This window comes from Arcicella rigui (genome assembly GCF_034929435.1).
In the GTDB taxonomy this organism is placed as follows: domain Bacteria; phylum Bacteroidota; class Bacteroidia; order Cytophagales; family Spirosomataceae; genus Arcicella; species Arcicella rigui.
In genome coordinates, this window is the sequence record NZ_JAYFUM010000026.1 from 88,616 (window position 1) to 106,904 (window position 18,289).

Annotated in this window: 18 protein-coding genes; 16 read left to right on the top strand and 2 right to left on the bottom strand. The window is 35.8% G+C overall.

Annotation, left to right across the window (positions count from 1 at the left end; genetic code table 11):
- The first annotated feature begins 21 nt into the window (after positions 1 to 21).
- The 15 genes from VB248_RS19480 (at position 22) to VB248_RS19550 (ending at position 14,865) form a co-directional block, all read left to right on the top strand.
- Positions 22 to 2,526 carry a sialate O-acetylesterase gene (locus VB248_RS19480; RefSeq protein WP_323298500.1) on the top strand — a complete coding sequence of 835 codons (2,505 nt, stop codon included), beginning with the start codon at positions 22 to 24 and terminating at the stop codon, positions 2,524 to 2,526.
- Between the two features lie 166 nt (positions 2,527 to 2,692).
- Positions 2,693 to 3,730 carry an aldo/keto reductase gene (locus tag VB248_RS19485; protein WP_323298501.1) on the top strand — a complete coding sequence of 346 codons (1,038 nt, stop codon included), beginning with the start codon at positions 2,693 to 2,695 and terminating at the stop codon, positions 3,728 to 3,730.
- 112 nt (positions 3,731 to 3,842) lie between these two features.
- Positions 3,843 to 4,397 (top strand): carboxymuconolactone decarboxylase family protein, encoded by a 555-nt coding sequence (locus tag VB248_RS19490; RefSeq protein ID WP_323298502.1) that lies wholly within the window; start codon positions 3,843 to 3,845, stop codon positions 4,395 to 4,397.
- A 62-nt stretch (positions 4,398 to 4,459) separates the two neighbouring features.
- A complete protein-coding gene (locus VB248_RS19495; protein WP_323298503.1) occupies positions 4,460 to 4,876 on the top strand; it encodes a nuclear transport factor 2 family protein in 417 nt (138 codons plus the stop codon).
- A gap of 35 nt (positions 4,877 to 4,911) precedes the next feature.
- Entirely contained in the window at positions 4,912 to 5,787 is an 876-nt protein-coding gene (locus VB248_RS19500; RefSeq protein WP_323298504.1) for a helix-turn-helix domain-containing protein, read from the top strand.
- A 201-nt stretch (positions 5,788 to 5,988) separates the two neighbouring features.
- Complete coding sequence (alaS, locus tag VB248_RS19505; protein WP_323298505.1) at positions 5,989 to 8,628, top strand: alanine--tRNA ligase; 2,640 nt, start codon at positions 5,989 to 5,991, stop codon at positions 8,626 to 8,628.
- 65 nt (positions 8,629 to 8,693) lie between these two features.
- A complete protein-coding gene (locus tag VB248_RS19510; RefSeq protein WP_323298506.1) occupies positions 8,694 to 8,864 on the top strand; it encodes a hypothetical protein in 171 nt (56 codons plus the stop codon).
- Positions 8,865 to 8,868: 4 nt separating this feature from the next.
- Positions 8,869 to 9,105 carry a hypothetical protein gene (locus VB248_RS19515; protein WP_323298507.1) on the top strand — a complete coding sequence of 79 codons (237 nt, stop codon included), beginning with the start codon at positions 8,869 to 8,871 and terminating at the stop codon, positions 9,103 to 9,105.
- A gap of 9 nt (positions 9,106 to 9,114) precedes the next feature.
- Positions 9,115 to 10,005, top strand: coding sequence for an Rpn family recombination-promoting nuclease/putative transposase (locus VB248_RS19520; RefSeq protein ID WP_323298508.1), 891 nt, complete (start codon positions 9,115 to 9,117; stop codon positions 10,003 to 10,005).
- Positions 9,990 to 10,928: an Rpn family recombination-promoting nuclease/putative transposase gene (locus VB248_RS19525; RefSeq protein WP_323298509.1), complete on the top strand. Its 939-nt coding sequence runs from the start codon at positions 9,990 to 9,992 to the stop codon at positions 10,926 to 10,928. The genes VB248_RS19520 and VB248_RS19525 overlap by 16 nt, the downstream gene beginning before the upstream one ends.
- Entirely contained in the window at positions 10,913 to 11,761 is an 849-nt protein-coding gene (locus tag VB248_RS19530; RefSeq protein ID WP_323298510.1) for an Rpn family recombination-promoting nuclease/putative transposase, read from the top strand. The genes VB248_RS19525 and VB248_RS19530 overlap by 16 nt, the downstream gene beginning before the upstream one ends.
- Positions 11,762 to 11,849: 88 nt before the next feature.
- A complete protein-coding gene (locus VB248_RS19535) occupies positions 11,850 to 12,854 on the top strand; it encodes an aminodeoxychorismate synthase component I (RefSeq protein ID WP_323298511.1) in 1,005 nt (334 codons plus the stop codon).
- Positions 12,855 to 12,963: 109 nt separating this feature from the next.
- On the top strand, positions 12,964 to 13,827 hold the full coding sequence (locus tag VB248_RS19540) for a hypothetical protein (RefSeq protein WP_323298512.1): 864 nt from the start codon (positions 12,964 to 12,966) through the stop codon (positions 13,825 to 13,827).
- 22 nt (positions 13,828 to 13,849) lie between these two features.
- Entirely contained in the window at positions 13,850 to 14,329 is a 480-nt protein-coding gene (locus VB248_RS19545) for an NUDIX domain-containing protein (RefSeq protein ID WP_323298513.1), read from the top strand.
- 56 nt (positions 14,330 to 14,385) lie between these two features.
- On the top strand, positions 14,386 to 14,865 hold the full coding sequence (locus tag VB248_RS19550; RefSeq protein ID WP_323298514.1) for a DUF4199 domain-containing protein: 480 nt from the start codon (positions 14,386 to 14,388) through the stop codon (positions 14,863 to 14,865).
- Between the two features lie 55 nt (positions 14,866 to 14,920).
- On the opposite strand, the gene VB248_RS19555 is transcribed toward VB248_RS19550, so the two are convergent.
- On the bottom strand, positions 14,921 to 16,174 hold the full coding sequence (locus tag VB248_RS19555) for an MFS transporter (protein ID WP_323298515.1): 1,254 nt from the start codon (positions 16,172 to 16,174) through the stop codon (positions 14,921 to 14,923).
- A gap of 247 nt (positions 16,175 to 16,421) precedes the next feature.
- On the opposite strand from VB248_RS19555, the gene VB248_RS19560 reads away from it, so the two are divergent.
- Positions 16,422 to 16,853, top strand: coding sequence for a VOC family protein (locus VB248_RS19560; RefSeq protein ID WP_323298516.1), 432 nt, complete (start codon positions 16,422 to 16,424; stop codon positions 16,851 to 16,853).
- A 58-nt stretch (positions 16,854 to 16,911) separates the two neighbouring features.
- Here VB248_RS19560 and VB248_RS19565 read toward each other — a convergent pair whose 3' ends face one another.
- Positions 16,912 to 18,216: an erythromycin esterase family protein gene (locus VB248_RS19565; protein WP_323298517.1), complete on the bottom strand. Its 1,305-nt coding sequence runs from the start codon at positions 18,214 to 18,216 to the stop codon at positions 16,912 to 16,914.
- Positions 18,217 to 18,289 lie beyond the last annotated feature (73 nt).

Below are 18,289 nucleotides of genomic sequence, written 5' to 3' on the forward strand. Positions count from 1 at the left end.
ATAAGTAAATTTTAATAACCTATGAAAAATATAATCGTCTTTATCGTCCTTTGTTTATACAGTGTCGTTTCGTTTGGACAACGTTTCTACTCAACAGTTTTTGACCAACTTCCACAGAGTTATCAGTTGTATCCACGAAATGAAAAAAATGAAGCATCTGTTCCAATTTCGGGCAGAATTGAAATTGAAGGCTGGAGCTATTTTTCGCTAAAGGTTTTTAGAAATAATACTTTAATTTCCTATCAAAAAGCACCCATTACTTATAAAGGTAAATTGGGTACTTTTGCGTTCAAACCTACTACCATCAAAGCCGAAAAAGCTGAGTATAATTTTAAAATTTATGCCATAAAAGGTACAGATTCACTGGAATTAGTAAACCGCCAAAACGTAGTAGCTGGCGATGTTTATGTACTTACGGGACAGTCGAATTCAACGGGTTTTTTCAGAGAAACAAAAACAAATGAATTTTGTAGAACTTTTGGCAAAATCACTGATAATTATAATACTGCCTATTACAATGCTGCCGATACTCTATGGGCGTTGTCAAACGAAGAAGTTTATTGGAAAGACGTTGGCCCATTCGGTTTTGCATTTCAAGAATATATCTTAAACAACTTCGGCATTCCTACTTGTTTAATCAACGCTGGTTTTCACTGGTCTTCTGCTCTTCAACATGCTACAAGAACGGCTTCAAATCCAGCAGATTTAACCAACGGTTATGGCAGAATGCTGTATCGACTACAAAAAGCGGGCATAGATAAAAGCGTTAAAGCACTGATTTACAGACAAGGAGAAACGGAAGCCTACGGAGAAGGCTGGGATTTTGCCGAAAATTTTGATAAGTTTTACAAAAATCTCAAAATTGATTTACCTTCTATCAAGCAAATTTATGCGTACCAAATTGATATTATCAATCCTGCAGTAGATGCCGCACCAAAAGTTAGAGAAGCACAAAGAGTATTGAAAGACAAGTATTCGGATGTACAAGTACTTCCGTCAATCGGAACAGCCGGTTTTGACGGATTACATTACAGCGATGCAGGCTATACTCAGAATGGACAAGAAGTAGGAAGATTGGTAGGAAGAGACTTTTATCAATCAACCAATACTGATAATATTGATGCTCCTAATCTCAGAAAAGCTTATTTTTCAGCTACTAATCATAAAGAAATTACGCTGACATTTGATACAGGACAAGTACTTACTTGGAATGAAAAGTACAATAATTTTTACATGAAAAACTATATTTATCTGGATGGAAACACTGGGAATGTAGTTAGTGGCAAAGCTTCTGAAAATAAGATTATTCTTACTTTAGCTGATGAATCGAATGCCAGTAAAATTTCATATTTACCTTCAATAGTGGCTACAAACAGTGCTGAATATCCATATAATGGCCCATATATCAGCAATAAAAAAGGAATGCGTGCTTTGTCATTTTATGAAGTAGCAATTGATGAAACACCGCTTGCCAGTACTTTGACCGCAACGACAACGGGTTCAACTAAAATAAAACTTACATGGAAAGCCGTTGCCAATGCCAGCAACTATGTGCTTGAACGAAAGCTAAGTTCAGCCAGTACTTATGAGCAAATTACAAAAACCAATGCCAACGTATTGACTTTTGAAGATACCGCTTTGCAAAGTAACACCGCCTACGATTATCGAGTAAAAGTACTTTATCAATATGCAGAATCGCCTTATGCCAATGTTGCTGCCAAAACGAATACTTTGCTTGCAAGCCCTACACCAAGTATTTCGGTGGTGTATTATAATCAATTAAAACTCTCGTGGACGGCTGTTGCCAATGCGACTTCTTATCTGATTGAAAGAAAAACTGGTAGCGAAAGCTTTAAAACTTTAGCCACTTTAGACGCAAAAACCACAGAATTCTTGGATAAAAACCTCAATGCAAATACTACTTATACTTATAGAGTTCAAGCATTGGGCAACCTTACGGAATCACTTCAAAGTACAATTGAAGGCAAGACTCCTGCCCTATTAACTACGCCCGAACTTAGGGTGAATCCTATTTCTTTCAATACCATCAAAGTTTCATGGAATAGTGTTTCAGGGGCTACACAATATGTTTTAGAAAGAAAATCTGATAATAATTTCGTAGAAATTGCCAAAATAAATGCCACTAAACCTGAATATACTGATGCAACTTTGACCGAAAACACCAGTTATACTTATCGAATAAAAGCCTTTAGTAGCACCAGTGAATCGCTTTACAGCAATACTGCTTCGGGAAATACTTCAACGGTTTTGGCTACCGAAGATGAAATTACTACGGCTTTCAAATTATATCCCAATCCAACGCATGCCGTTATCAGTATCAGTTTTCAGCAACAAAGCTCTGGTAAAATTTCAATTATAGATTTTTCAGGAAGTGTTTTGTATGAAGAAGAAATCAAAAATCTTCAATTGCACTCAATAGATGTAAGGCATTTTAAAAAGGGAATGTACTTTTTAGTGCTGAGTAATGCTGAAGGAAATTTTGCTCATAAATTTTTATTAGAATAAGGCAGTAGCACAAGTTTCCAACTCGTAAAAAAATGGACGAAGTAAAAACTCGTGCCACTGTGGCATACAAACCATAACAAGGAATCGCATTTACATGAACTAACCTTAGTATTTTTGAATTTTGTGATAGATAAATCTTTCATATTTACTCAAAACCAAAAATACAATGGAATACAGACAATTGGGTGGATCAGGCTTAGAAGTGCCTGTGTTAAGTTTTGGTACTGCTACTTTCGGTGGTGGAAATGATTTCTTCAAAGCTTGGGGAAGTACTCAGGTAGAAGAAGCTACACGTTTAATTGATATTTGCTTAGAGGCAGGTTTAAATTTCTTCGACACTGCCGATGTCTATTCTCAAGGACTTTCAGAAGAAATTCTGGGTAAAGCTTTAGCTGGGAAAAGAGATAAATCTTTAATTTCTACCAAAGCAACTTTCCCTTTTGGCGAAGGACCAAACAATCAAGGTTCATCTCGTTTCAGACTTATCAAACAAGTAGAAGGCAGTTTAAAACGCCTCAATACCGATTACATTGACCTTTATCACATGCACGGTTTTGATGGCAATACCCCTATCGAAGAAACCCTCAGAGCTTTAGATGATTTAATTCAGAGTGGCAAAATCAGATACATCGCTGCTTCCAATTTTTCGGGCTGGCATTTGATGAAATCGCAAGCCATTGCTGATAAATACGGTTGGAATCGCTATGTGGCACACCAAGTATATTACTCTTTGGCAAACCGTGAATACGAATGGGAATTGATGCCTTTGGGTTTAGACCAGAAAGTAGGCGGAATCATTTGGTCGCCATTAGCAGCAGGAAGATTGGGTGGAAAGTATCGTAGAAATCAGCCACTTCCACAAGATAGTCGTGTGGCACAAGGCGGAAGTCCAATTCCAGAAGCCGTGATTAATGAAGAAGTATTTTATAATATTATTGATGCTTTGGATGAAGTAGCAGAAGAAACGGACAAGACCGTAGCTCAAGTAGCCATCAATTGGGTTTTACAGAGACCAACGGTTTCAAGTATCATCATCGGAGCAAGAAATGAAGCTCAACTTCGCCAGAACCTTGAAGCAGTCGGCTGGAATCTTACGACTGACCAAATTAAAAAATTAGACAAAGCCAGCGAAGTACCAACAATTTACCCATACTGGCATCAAAGACAAAACTTAAAGCTGAATCCTTTGCCTAAGTTTTATTAATTTACCTGTAAAAATCGTCCATTATCTTGCGTAATTTCTCCATGTTTTAAGCCTGCCAGTTCTTGCAACTTTGTATTGTCAATAAGGACAAAACATTTAAACATCAAACAACATGGCACGTTTAACAGCAATCAATCCAGAAGTAGCAACAGGTAAAACAAAAGAACTTTTCAACGCCATTCAAGGTAAATTGGGAGTTGTTCCTAATATGATGAGAACAATGGCAAATTCACCGGCTTTTTTAGAAAGCTATTTGAATCTTAGCGGAGCATTGGCTGGTGGTACTTTAGGAGCAAAAACTGGTGAATTAATAGCTTTAGCAGTATCTGAAAGTAACGCTTGTGATTATTGTTTATCAGCACATACTTATATTGGAGCAAACTTGGTAAAAATTAAACCTGAAACCATTGAAGCAGCAAGATTAGGCAATGCTACGGATGCCAAAACAGATGGAGCATTGAAACTGGCAAAAACTTTGGTAAGTAAAAAAGGCTTATTATCAGATTCAGACGTAGAAGCTGCCAAATTAGCAGGACTTAATGAAGGTGAAATTGGCGAAGTGGTTGGTCATGTTGCATTGAATATTCTTACTAATTATTTCAACAACACAGCACAAACTGAAATTGATTTCCCAGCAGTAAAAGCTCATCAACTTGAAACGGTTTAATTTAAAAAGAATAAAAGGTAGTTGTTCTGAAAAGCAATTACCTTTATTTTTTATTCCATAAAATGAACGAAAAAAGATACCCACTTCCACCTTTTACGATGGAAACAGCTTTACAAAAAGTACAAGCTGCCGAGGATGCTTGGAATACCAAAGACCCCGAAAAAGTTTCTTTAGCTTATACAATTGATACTGAATGGAGAAATAGAACTGACTTTATCAATGGACGTGAAGAAGTAAAAGCTTTTCTGACTCGCAAATGGGAAAAAGAATTAGACTATAAACTCAAAAAAGAATTGTGGGGATTTAGAGAAAACAGAATGGCGGTTCGTTTTGAATATGAATGGCACGACCACACAGGGCAATGGTTTAGAAGTTATGGCAATGAACTTTGGGAATTTGATGAAAATGGATTAATGCAAAAACGCTTTGCCAGTATCAACGACTTAGCCATTTTACCCTCTGAACGAAAATTGATTTAAACAAAATTCACTCATCAACAAACGACTCATACAATATGGCTAATCAATCGGTTTTCACACTTATCAATCAGCAAACGGGAAACCTTGCTTTTAAGATTTTTTCTTTTGATGATAATCGCCATTTCGACCATTTACAACGCCATAATTATTATTCTTTGATTTGGATAAAAAAGGGAGAAGGCAAATTAAAAGCTGATTTTTCAGAATATGATTTTACTGGAAATACTTTGTTTGCTTTTTCTCTTTACCAACCTTTTATGCTTTCATCTGAAAACATAAAAGGTGTGGCGATTCAATTCCATCCAGACTTTTTTTGTATTCATAAACATCAAAATGAAGTAGCTTGTAACGGCGTTTTGTTTAACAATATCTATCAGCCACCTTTCACCTTAATCGACGAAATTTCTTCTTTAGCTTTTGAAAGTTTGTATGAACAAATACAAAATGAAATGCAAAATCAGGCATTGGCTCAATATGAACTTTTGGTTTCCTATTTGAAAATATTTTTAATTAAAGCCTCACGACTAAAGGCTGAACAGTTGCCTAATTTTCCAGAAAATACCAGCCAGAAAGAACCATTTATTCTACAAAATCTCAAAAACTCAATTGAAAGTAATTTCAAGATAAAACACTCTGCAAGTGACTATGCAGAAGATTTAAACATTTCAGCAAAAGCCTTAGCCAAAATTACCAAAACTTATTTCAATAAAACTTTGACGGATTTGATTGCCGAAAGAATCGTGATTGAAGCCAAAAGAGAATTGTATTTAACCAATAAGACTGTCAAAGAAATCGCTTTTGAGTTGGGCTATGAAGACGAATATTACTTTAGTAGATTTTTCAAAAATAATGCAGAGGTTTCTCCTCAATTATTTAGAGAAACCGTTGGCTATGGCAGAAGTGCAAATTAAATACTTTGGTAATCCCTAAAATTGCTCGCATTCATGGCATAGACTTTTAATTTATCCTAAGAAAAAGCCCTCATTTTTCCCCTATCTTCTCATTTTCTCTTGTTTTACTAACATTCTCCAAGACTATTCACTAATTTTGCGGTTAATTTTAAAAATGCTGTCGAACGATTGTGTTTCGACTTTCCAAATTCCGATTTTATAATGACTTCCAAAGAAATACGTCAACAGTTTTTAGATTTCTTCAAATCAAAAGGTCACTTAATTGTTCCTTCAGCTCCACTTGTTGCTAAAAACGACCCAACCTTGATGTTCAATAACTCAGGGATGGCCCAGTTCAAAGATTTTTTCTTAGGTAATGGCACGCCTCCTTCAAAACGTATTGCCGATACGCAAAAATGTTTGCGTGTGTCGGGTAAACATAATGACCTTGAAGACGTTGGTTTCGATACGTACCACCACACCATGTTTGAAATGTTGGGCAACTGGTCTTTTGGCGATTATTTCAAAAAAGAAGCCTTAGAATGGTCTTGGGAATTGCTTACAGAAGTATATAAATTACCCAAAGAAAGAATCTATGTTTCTGTTTTTCAAGGTGATGAAAAAGACGGCGTTCCTTTCGATAAAGAAGCTTGGGATATTTGGGCAGCCATGGTTGGCGAAGACCGTATTATTCTTGGAAATAAAAAAGATAATTTCTGGGAAATGGGCGACACAGGGCCTTGCGGACCATGTTCTGAAATCCACATCGACTTGCGTGATGCGGATGAAGTAGCCAAAAAATCTGGAAAAGAATTAGTCAATGCCGACCACCCACAAGTAGTTGAAATCTGGAACAACGTATTCATGCAGTTTGAACGCATGGCGGATGGTTCTTTAGTTTCGTTGCCAGCCAAACACGTAGATACTGGTATGGGTTTTGAACGTTTGTGTATGGCGATTCAAGGCAAACAATCGAATTATGATACTGATGTGTTCTCAAATACCATCAATTTTGTAGCAGCAAAAGCTGGTAAAAAATACGGTGAAGGCAAATGGGAAGACATTGCTTTAAGAGTAATTGCTGACCATATTCGTGCGATTGCTTTTGCGATTGCCGACGGACAATTGCCTTCAAACAACAAAGCTGGTTATGTAATTCGTCGTATTTTGCGTCGTGCAGTGCGTTACGGTTATACTTATTTAGGTTTCCGTGAGCCGTTTATGCACAGCCTTATTCCCTTGTTGTCTGAACAATTTGATGGTGTTTTCCCTGAATTGAAAGCTCAACAAGAATTTGTAGAAAAAGTAATTTTAGAAGAAGAAAATTCTTTCTTGCGTACTTTGGAAACGGGTTTGACAAGATTAGATAAAATCATTGCTGAAACAGAGAAAAACGGAAGAATTGCCGGAGAAATCGTTTTTGAATTGAACGATACTTTTGGTTTTCCTTCTGATTTAACAGCTTTGATTGCTCGTGAAAATGGTTTATCAATCGACGAAGAAGGCTACAAAGTGGCTCTTCAAGCACAAAAAGACCGTTCTCGTAAAGACTCTTCAAAAGAAGCAACCGACTGGACAATTGTTTCTGACGAAGATTTCGACTTTGCATTTGTAGGTTATGACGAAACAGAAGCCTCGGCAAGCCTTATCAAATACCGTAAAGTAAAAACCAAAGCAGGAAGCGAATACCATATTGTTTTAGATAAAACGCCTTTTTACGCAGAAATGGGTGGACAAGTGGGCGACTCTGGCGTGTTGGAATTAGGAGATTTATCTGTCAAAATTTCGGATACGAAAAAGGAAAACGATTTGTTTATTCATATTTCTACCGATAAAAATTTCGAGAAATTTGTTGAACAATACGCTTCCAACAAAAATTTAGTTGCCAAAATTGATACTGCTCGCAGAAGTAAAATTACTTCAAATCATACCGCTACGCACTTGATGCTTTCGGCGATGCGTGAAGTATTGGGTTCGCATATTTCGCAAAAGGGTTCTTACCAAAACGAAGACCTTACTCGTTTCGACTTCTCGCACTTCTCGAAAGTGACAGACGAAGAATTGGGCAAAATCGAAGACATCGTAAATGCCAAAATCAGAGCAAATATTGCTTTAGACGAAAAACGCAATGTGCCTATCAAAGAAGCTATTGCGGCAGGTGCAACAGCAACTTTTGGCGAAAAATATGGCGATTTTGTCCGTGTCATTACTTTCGACCCGAACTTCTCGGTAGAGCTTTGCGGTGGTACGCACGTGCCTTCGACAGGACAAATCGGCTTGTTTAAATTCGTAGCAGAAAGTTCGGTTTCGGCAGGCGTTCGTCGGGTAGAAGCTTACACAGGCGAAAAAGCCTTGGCGATGTTTGAAGAACAATTGGCAATTGTAAACGAATTGAAAGGTTTGTTCAAAGGTCAACCAGACGTAGTAAAAGCCGTAAAAGCCTTGTTGGAAGAGAAGGCCGTATTAAGTAAAAAAATAGAAGCTTTTGAGTCTGAAAAATTACAATCCATCAAAGAAACCTTACTAACGAAAGTACAAGCCGTTGGCGAAGTAAACGTAATAGCGGAAGTAGTTTCTGTGCCAAATGCTGATGCTTTGAAACAATTGGCTTATGAATTAAAAGCTAAAATTGATAATTTGTATTGTGTATTAGGAGCAGAAGTAGCAGGCAAACCACAGTTAGCAGTCATGATTGCCGACAATTTGGTAGCCGATAAAAAACTAAACGCTGGGCAAATCATCCGTGAAATGGCAAAAGAAGTAAAAGGCGGCGGAGGCGGCCAGCCATTCTTCGCAACGGCTGGCGGTTCTGATGTTTCAGGATTGGCGAAGGCGGTTGAGAAAGGGAAAAGTGCGGTTTAGGTTTTAGATAAAATGTATGTTTGAAGTCTTGAAAATTTGAATTTATGTGTTATTTTTAATTGTATATGAAAGATGATATTTTAAAATATTTCTTAGAAATCAAGTCTAATATCGAGCAGGATTTAGAAAAAGCTGTCGAAAGAGATGCCAATCAAGCTGAAATAGATAAGTTATTAGATAGCTGGACAGAAGTAAATATTTTAATCAAGAACATTTTGCAAACAGATAATCAATAAAGCCATGATAAATTTTGATTTCAAACAGCATTTTCAAAAACTAAAAGAAGCACCAAACAAGCTTGCTGAAAGTTATATTGAAAGAGATTGGTCGAGGTATTATGATAGCCTTTCAAAAGAAGAGCAACAAGAATTTAAAGCTGCGTTTGATGAGTATTTACGCAAACAAAATATACAATACAAAGAACAAATTGCATTTGGAAAAGAAATGATGCTCAAGGCTGGCTTGAAGATTTCGTAAAAGTGTAAAATGGCTGAATTTGTAGAAAAATACATCAATCCGTTTACGGATTTCGGATTTAAGAAATTGTTTGGCGAAGAACTAAACAAGGACTTGCTATTGGATTTTTTGAACGAATTGCTGAAAGAAGAACAAGGTCAAATCAAGGACTTAACTTATCTGAAAACCGAACATTTAGGTTTGACAGAATCGGACAGAAAAGCCATTTTTGACTTGTATTGTGAGAATGAACGAGGAGAAAAATTTATAGTTGAATTACAGAAATCCAAGCAAAACTTTTTCAAAGACCGAACGGTTTATTATTCAACTTTTCCTATCCGAGAACAAGCCAAGAGAGCGGATTGGAACTTTGAATTGAAAGCTGTTTATACGATAGCCATACTCGATTTTGTGTTTGATGCAGATAAAAATGAACCTGAAAAGTTTCGTTATGATGTGAAGCTGAAAGATATAGAAACCAATAAAGTATTCTATGATAAGCTAACTTTCATCTACTTAGAAATGCCAAAATTCAAGAAAAGTATAGATGAATTATCGACACGTTTTGAAAAATGGCTCTATTTGATACGAAACTTAAATCAGTTAGAACGCATTCCAGAAAGTTTAAGAGAACGTATTTTTGAAAAGGTTTTTGAGACAGCAGAAATAGCTAAATTCACACCAGAACAAATCCTTTCTTATGAAGACAGCTTGAAGTATTACCGAGATTTGAAAAACTCCTTGGATACGGCAAGAGAAGAAGGTGAAGCCGAGGGAATAATCAAAGGAGAACAGATAGGAATTGTAAAAGGTAAATTAGAAGTTGCTCGAAATATGCTTTCAATAGGTTTATCGTTAGAAGTGATAGCACAAGCGATGGAATTAACCGAGGATGAGCTAAGAAAATGGCTGAATTTGTAGAAAAATACATCAATCCGTTTACGGATTTTGGCTTTAAGAAATTGTTTGGCGAAGAACTAAACAAAGACTTGCTATTGGACTTTTTGAACGAGTTGCTGAAAGAAGAACAAGGTCAAATCAAGGACTTAACTTATCTGAAAACAGAACATTTAGGCTTGACTGAATCTGACAGAAAAGCCATTTTTGACATGTATTGTGAAAATGAACGTGGCGAAAAATTTATAGTAGAGCTACAAAAAAGCAAGCAAAATTTCTTCAAGGATAGAACGGTCTATTATTCAACTTTCCCTATCAGAGAACAAGCCAAGCGAGCGGATTGGAACTTTGAATTGAAGGCAGTTTATACCATAGCCATACTTGATTTTGTGTTTGATGCAGATAAAAATGAACCTGAAAAGTTTCGTTACGATGTAAAGCTGAAAGACATAGAAACCAATAAAATATTCTATGATAAGCTAACTTTCATCTACTTAGAAATGCCAAAATTCAAGAAAAGTATAGATGAATTATCGACACGTTTTGAAAAATGGCTCTATTTGATACGAAACTTGAATCAGTTAGAACGCATTCCAGAAAGTTTAAAAGAGCGAATATTTGAAAAGGTTTTTGAAACAGCAGAAATAGCTAAATTCACACCAGAACAAATCCTTTCTTATGAAGACAGCTTGAAGTATTACCGAGATTTGAAAAACTCCTTGGATACGGCAAGAGAAGAAGGTGAAGCCGAGGGAATAATCAAAGGAGAACAGATAGGAATTGTAAAGGGAGAACAGATAGGAATTGTAAAGGGAGAACAGATAGGAATTGTAAAAGGTAAATTAGAAGTTGCTCGAAATATGCTTTCAATAGGTTTATCGTTAGAAGTGATAGCACAAGCGATGGAATTAACCGAGGATGAGTTAAGAAAATGGCTGAGTTTGTAGAAAAATACATCAATCCGTTTACGGATTTCGGATTTAAAAAATTGTTTGGCGAAGAACTAAACAAGGACTTGCTATTGGATTTTTTGAACGAATTGCTGAAAGAAGAACAAGGTCAAATCAAGGACTTAACTTATCTGAAAACAGAACATTTAGGTTTGACAGAATCGGACAGAAAAGCCATTTTTGACTTGTATTGTGAGAATGAACGAGGAGAAAAATTTATAGTTGAATTACAGAAATCCAAGCAAAACTTTTTCAAAGACCGAACGGTTTATTATTCAACTTTTCCTATCAGAGAACAAGCCAAGAGAGCGGATTGGAACTTTGAATTGAAGGCAGTTTATACGATTGCCATACTTGATTTTGTGTTTGATGCAGATAAAAATGAACCTGAAAAGTTTCGTTATGATGTGAAGCTACAAGACATAGAAACCAATAAAGTATTCTATGATAAGCTAACTTTCATCTATTTAGAAATGCCAAAATTCAAGAAAAGTATAGATGAATTATCGACACGTTTTGAAAAATGGCTCTATTTGATACGGAACTTGAATCAATTAGAACGCATTCCAGAAAGTTTAAGAGAACGTATTTTTGAAAAGGTTTTTGAGACAGCAGAAATAGCTAAATTCACGCCCGAACAAATCCTTTCTTATGAAGACAGCTTGAAGTATTACAGAGATTTGAAAAACTCCTTGGATACGGCAAGAGAAGAAGGTGAAGCCGAGGGAATACAAAAAGTTGCTCGAAATATGCTTTCATTAGGATTGTCAGTGAAAATGATTTCTCAAGCTACAGGTCTTTCTGAAGAGGAAATTAATCGCTTACGTTAATCTTCGTTTTCAAGACCTAAAAGGTTTTTAAAAACTTTTTAGGTCTTTTTCATTCACTTCAAAAATCAATTTTAGGTACTTCATAAACTTGTCTTTCAAAACCCAAATACTTTCTAATCAAGCTAAAATCGCAATCGAACAAATGAATTTGTTGGGTTGTGACCGCAAACCTTTCCTTTTCATCATTGATTATGAGATGAAAAAGCCGATAGTTTTGCCTCTTGAGGATGTTGAAAAAGAAGATATTTTATACAAAATTGGGAATAAAAGTAATTTCAATACCGAAAAAGAATTACTCGAAAAACCTCTTTATTTAGAAAAATATCCGATTAGCTTTCAGGAATACCAACAGTCGTTCGGCATCGTAAAACGTCATTTAATGCGTGGAAATAGTTTTTTGGTAAACCTTACCAAGCCTACTCCTATCAAGGTAAATTTGAGTTTAAAAGAGATTTTTGAACGTAGTTCAGCTCAGTATCAATTGTACTTCAACAATCAATTTGTGCTTTTTTCACCTGAAATTTTTGTTAAAATCAATAATGGAATCATTTCTTCGCATCCTATGAAAGGTACAATTTCGGCAAACGTTCCAAATGCCGAAATGAAGATTTTGAACAATAAAAAAGAACTTGCCGAACACGCCACAATCGTTGATTTAATTAGAAATGACATCAGCATGGTGGCAGAAAAAGTTTGGGTTGAACGTTTTAGATATATTAGTAAAGTACAAACTTCAGAAGGTGATTTATTACAAGTAAGTTCTGAAATTTGCGGAAAATTGCCCGAAAATTTTCATCAAAATATCGGTTCATTACTGTTTAAATTATTGCCCGCAGGTTCAATTTGCGGAGCACCGAAACCACAAACGTTGGCAATTATTGAAGAAGCTGAAAACTACGAGCGAGGGTATTATACAGGCGTTTTTGGCATTTTTGATGGTGAAAATTTAGACAGTTCAGTCATGATTCGTTTTATCGAAAAAACGGAAAATAATTCGCTTATCTTTAAAAGTGGTGGAGGAATCACAGTTTTTTCTGACGAACAATCTGAGTACCAAGAAATGATTGATAAAGTATATCTTACTTCAAAATAAATCGAGTCGTATCTATAAAATACCTGACCTTATAGTGGACATTAGAGTAGGTCAATAGTTAAACAAACCCCTCATAATTCATCACTCAAAACTCATAATTCACAAGCTTGTGTGGCAATCCAACATTTATACTTTATTAGAAAATCATCAAATTAGTTTTGAAATAAAGACTTTTGATTCTCCCTTTGAGGTCATTTATTTACCACAACAACAACTTTTTTTACATTTTATTTCGCTTGAAAATTTCAAAAACACGACTATTCCTCCCGATTTCTTCAAAGATTTTTCTGAAAAAATTCAGACTCAACAACAAAGAATTATCCATCTTTGGGAAGATGTTTATGCCAACAATGTAGCTTTAGTAAATGCCAGAATTTTGGCTTTGTGCGGACATTCAAAACGGCTAAACGCCCGACATTGCTTTGTAGAAAGAATTGATAATCCGACGGCAGAAGCATTTTTAAATGAAAATCATTTACAGTCTTCGGTTAAATCTAAATTCAAATATGGCTTATTTTTGAAAGCTCAGTACCTTGAAAAATTTATAGATTCGGCATTAATTCAAGAGAAAAATAAGCCTTTACTGATTGCTGTGGCTACTTTTAGTGCAGGACGAGCGATGAAATACGGCGAGCGAGCAGGTACTCGTTCGTATGAATTATTGCGTTTTGCAACGCTAAAAAATCATCATGTGGTTGGTGGAATGGACAAACTTTTGAAGGCCTTTGCCAACGAGCATCAGCCCGACGATGTGATGTCTTATGCTGACAGAGATTGGTCGGACGGAAGAAGTTATGAAACCTTGGGTTTTCAGAAAATTGAAAACAGTAGTCCTCAACAAATTTGGATTGATACTGAAAATTTACAAAGATATAGTGCAAATCAATTCACAAATTTGACAGAACGAGCTTTTATGCGGATATTTAACGCTGGAAGTATCAAATACATTAAAATGTTCGACACAAAAGAATAGATTTTTTAAAACGTAATTTTAGATGATAGATAAAGTGCATGAGCAAGTGATGGCTCAATACGGAGAACAGTTAAGAGTGAGAGTATGCGGTATCTGTGTACAAGACGATAAAATATTGATGATAAATCACAAAGGAGTAGTTGAAAATGCAGACTTTTGGTGTCCGCCAGGAGGTGGTTTGCAGTTCGGCGAAAGTACAGTGGAAGCCATCAAACGAGAGTTTTTAGAAGAAACATTTACAGAAATTTCTATCGAACATTTCATGTTTGTAAGCGAGTTTAACGAACCTCCGCTACATGCGATTGAATTATTTTTTAGAGTAAATCTTGAGAGAGGAAAAGTAAAAAAAGGATTTGACCCCGAATTGGAGCAACAAATTATCCAAGAAGTGAAGTGGATGAGTTTTGAGGAAATTAAAGCCAAACCAGCCAGAGAAGTACACAGAGCTTTTGGGTTTTGCCATACTTTAGAGGAACTTCTGAATACAAAGGGCATGATTTAGTGATGGGGGAAGGAATCTTTATTTGATGAATTTTTATAACTGTAAACCATAAATTCATGAAAAAGCTATCCCACGAACTCAAATGGGCATTGATATTCGTTGCCATGTCGCTGGTTTGGATGTTACTTGAAAAGCTTGCGGGCTTGCATAGTACTCATATCGACAAACACGCTACTTATACCAATTTCATTGCCATTCCTGCCATCTCGGTCTATGTTTTTGCTTTGTTAGAGAAAAAGAACAAGTTTTATCATGGCTCAATGACCTACCTGCAAGGTTTTATTTCTGGCACAATTATCAGCGTAATGATTATGATTTTGAGTCCATTAACGCAAATTATTACCACAGAAATTATCACGCCTGAGTATTTTCCTAATGCCATTAAGTATTCAGTAAGTGCTGGTTTGATGAAACAAACCGAAGCCGAGCAGTACTTTAGTCTTGAAAATTATATCAAAGAAGGCTTAATCGGAGCTTTATTGATGGGCGTAATTACTACGGCTATTGTTGCCATTTTTACAAGAGGAAAGAAATAAAGTGGAAGAGTTCAAGGTTTATGAACTTAACTTATAAACCTTGAACTCGCAAATTCTATACTTTCAAATCTTCCAAACTTTTACTTGCTTCACGTTTTTTGATGTATTGGTCAACCCAGTAAATCAAACCAATTGCTACTACCATCGAGCCAATTACGGTATAACCTAACATATCATAATGTTCAATAATACCGTCTGGTCTTTGCACTACTATCAAACCAGCCACAAAAGAAGCTACTCCACCCGAAATTTGTTGAATAGAAGAGTTGATACTCATAAAAGCACCTCTATCTTTCATCGAAGGTATGGCGGTCATCAAAGCAGAAGACGAAATCATTCGAGCTGAAATTCCTGTGAAAAGAATAACGTTCAACACGATAATTACCCAAAGTGGCGTAATTCCCAATTGTGTATAAATGCCTACTAAAACCATACTGATAATTGAACCAATAAAGAAAGTATTGAACTTGCCCAGTCTATCACTCAATTTACCAATCATTGGTCCAAAAATAATTGAAAATATACCCGTTACGCCATACATAATTGGGAGTTCCTCCAATTTCAAACCAAGGTTGTTTGTTCCATAAGCACTTCCAAAAGGCATCAACATAAAACCACCCGTTGAAAGTAAAACTGTACCAATAAAGGCTCTCAGATAATGGGGTTCGGTAATCGTTTTGGCAAGATGTTGGAAAGCATTGCGTTCACTTTTAATTTTCAAATGCTCTGTTACAGGCTGCATTTTCAAGAAAATAATAATGCCGACGATAATACTTACGCCCACAATCATCCAGAACGGTGCGTGCCAGTCAAAAGTATTTGCCAGATAAAGCCCAATTGGTAAACCCAACACTTGGCTGGCAGCAAAAGCCATTTGCACAAAGCCCATTACTCGTCCACGTACTTCTAATTTAAAAATATCAGAAATAATGGCAAAGCCTACCGAGCCAATTACACCTCCGAAAATACCTGTGAAGATTCGAGCAAATAATAAAAATTGATAATTGGTGGACATCGCACAAAGGGCTGTGCCAATGATAAAACCTACATAGAAAAAGAGTAAAAACTTTTTTCTATCAAATTTATCAGCAAAGCCTGCTGCCAATAAGCCCGACGCACCAGCACTAAAAGCATAGGCAGAAACTACAAAACCAAATTGAGAAGTAGTAATTTTTAAAGTCGGCATCAAAATCGCACCCAGTGGCGACAGCACCATAAAGTCGAGGATAACGGTAAATTGAATAAATGCCAAAATGGCAATCATAAAAACCTGATAAGGCGAAAAAATTCTTTCTTTCTGAACGGTCATAATAAATTCTCTTGAATATTTTTACAAATTAAGCTATATAAATCTTCTTAATGCCATATTTTGAACATTATTCTTGATAAATTAATCGAATAAGTATTGAATTCGTTCAATGTTGAACAAAAGAAAATGTGTCGGAAATATAGCTAATTTTGACTCATTCTGACTATTGAAAATCAATCCATTAACCTACATTTGTATATATTTTCAACCGCAATAAAATTTCCTTTAACGTTTAACTTTTGAAAAAATGGCAGTAATCAACCCTTACCTTGTCTTCAATGGCAACTGCGAACAAGCATTCAATTTTTACAAGTCTGTATTTGGCGAAGAATTTTCGTACCTCGGAAGAATAAAAGAAGCACCTTCTGAAACACCAATTTCGGAAGAAGAAGGAGAAAAAATCATGCACGTTACTTTGCCCATTGGTAAAGGAGCTGTTTTAATGGGAAGTGATACTTCGGAAGCACATGGCTTGGTAAGTTTTGGTACAAATTTCTCCATATCCATCAATGCCGATTCTAAAGAAGAAGCCACAGCGTTATTTAATGGACTTTCAGCCGATGGAGTAATCACAATGCCTTTGACTGATACTTTTTGGGGAGCTTACTTTGGAATGTTTGTCGATAAATTTGGAATACAGTGGATGGTGAATTACGATACTCCACATACGACGGAATAATTCATCAAAAATTTCACCCGAAAGGTATCATAAATAATACCTTTCGGGTGAAATTTTATTAAGGTGTAAGTAAATAACTATCGCTATGAGTAGAAGTATTGATATGAATTAGGTAAGTAAAATTATAGGCTTTTAAAGTAGTGAAATTATTGGTTTCAAAGGGACTATAAAAAGCCGCTCCAATCTGAAAAAAAGGTTTGCTCATAAAATAAGTTCTTAGAGATTCGTCAGCAAACATATCTTCCATTTTTACAATATAATTGGGTGAACTGGCTTGTGAAAAAAGTTGATTGATGTATTTTTCCTTCACATCAGTATCAAAATTATTATACGCCAATTTCTTTTGAGTTAGATTTACCGCTGTAACAGAACCCTCCGCAAAAGAAAAACCAATAGTACGATACTTTTCTTGGTAAGTCTGATTAATATTTTTACCCATATTATTGCCTTCATTGGCAACGTGTAAATTATGAGCCCAAACACTCATCGGATGAGGTGTTTGATTTTTCAGCCAATCTACATTATCAGACATATATTTATCTCGCACATTTCCACTTATATAAGCTGAATTGGTATAATACATCTTTAAATAATCTTCTGTTTGAACAATCACATTTGCCAAATGCTCCAATATTTGATACTCTTTTAATGAGCTTTTCGAGATAATTAAATCCTTGTTTTTACTTACCAAATTAGCTGCTTCCGCAACATTATTTTCATATCCACCTTTGTACTCACCTGTAATGTCCAATAAAGGTTTCAATAGCAACTCTACATTGTTTCCAATAGATGGGTCAATTACCTTCATTCTCTTTACTATTTCTAGAACATTGTATTTAAAAATCTGACAATCAATCCCAAAAATATGTACTCGCTCAGCTTCTGCTTTGCCTTGATTGTAGTTTTTCATCCATTCTAACAGGTTTTTTACCTCCACGGTATTCCAAGTCCAGAAGTACATTTTGTCTTTCATCAATTGTACAATATCTCCTTTACCCGTTTGAACATACTCATCAAAAATCAGCGATTCAGCATAATCCATCTCAAAAGCGAAGTATTTATGGTTAAAATGTTCTACAAAATACTTGAAAAGGCGATGTTTCATTTCAAAAAACTCTTTCGTTCCGTGCGTAGCTTCCCCCAAGCCAATAATGGAGGCTGACTTCAATTGGTCTAAAACTTTGAGTTCGTCGTCCGATAAATCCAAGGCGGATTTTTTGAGTGGCGTAATCAGCGAATTGAGTTTTGCTTGTTCTTTCGTTACCTGAACAGTAGGTGTTGGCGAAGGTGTAATAGGGTCAACAGTTTTTTCACGACAAGCAGTAAAAATAAGGCATAATAGTAAAACGACATTTTTTTTCATAATAGTAAAATTTACGTGTTGAAGAATTAAAACAAAAGATGATTTCTTAGGATTTCGATTCTATGACAACAGT

Coding starts and splice junctions, on each gene's coding strand:
- VB248_RS19480 (WP_323298500.1), top strand. CDS start 22: ATGAAAAATATAATCGTCTTTATCGTCCTTTGTTTATACAGTGTCGTT.
- VB248_RS19485 (WP_323298501.1), top strand. CDS start 2,693: ATGGAATACAGACAATTGGGTGGATCAGGCTTAGAAGTGCCTGTGTTA.
- VB248_RS19490 (WP_323298502.1), top strand. CDS start 3,843: ATGGCACGTTTAACAGCAATCAATCCAGAAGTAGCAACAGGTAAAACA.
- VB248_RS19495 (WP_323298503.1), top strand. CDS start 4,460: ATGAACGAAAAAAGATACCCACTTCCACCTTTTACGATGGAAACAGCT.
- VB248_RS19500 (WP_323298504.1), top strand. CDS start 4,912: ATGGCTAATCAATCGGTTTTCACACTTATCAATCAGCAAACGGGAAAC.
- alaS (WP_323298505.1), top strand. CDS start 5,989: ATGACTTCCAAAGAAATACGTCAACAGTTTTTAGATTTCTTCAAATCA.
- VB248_RS19510 (WP_323298506.1), top strand. CDS start 8,694: ATGAAAGATGATATTTTAAAATATTTCTTAGAAATCAAGTCTAATATC.
- VB248_RS19515 (WP_323298507.1), top strand. CDS start 8,869: ATGATAAATTTTGATTTCAAACAGCATTTTCAAAAACTAAAAGAAGCA.
- VB248_RS19520 (WP_323298508.1), top strand. CDS start 9,115: ATGGCTGAATTTGTAGAAAAATACATCAATCCGTTTACGGATTTCGGA.
- VB248_RS19525 (WP_323298509.1), top strand. CDS start 9,990: ATGGCTGAATTTGTAGAAAAATACATCAATCCGTTTACGGATTTTGGC.
- VB248_RS19530 (WP_323298510.1), top strand. CDS start 10,913: ATGGCTGAGTTTGTAGAAAAATACATCAATCCGTTTACGGATTTCGGA.
- VB248_RS19545 (WP_323298513.1), top strand. CDS start 13,850: ATGATAGATAAAGTGCATGAGCAAGTGATGGCTCAATACGGAGAACAG.
- VB248_RS19550 (WP_323298514.1), top strand. CDS start 14,386: ATGAAAAAGCTATCCCACGAACTCAAATGGGCATTGATATTCGTTGCC.
- VB248_RS19555 (WP_323298515.1), bottom strand. CDS start 16,174: ATGACCGTTCAGAAAGAAAGAATTTTTTCGCCTTATCAGGTTTTTATG.
- VB248_RS19560 (WP_323298516.1), top strand. CDS start 16,422: ATGGCAGTAATCAACCCTTACCTTGTCTTCAATGGCAACTGCGAACAA.
- VB248_RS19565 (WP_323298517.1), bottom strand. CDS start 18,216: ATGAAAAAAAATGTCGTTTTACTATTATGCCTTATTTTTACTGCTTGT.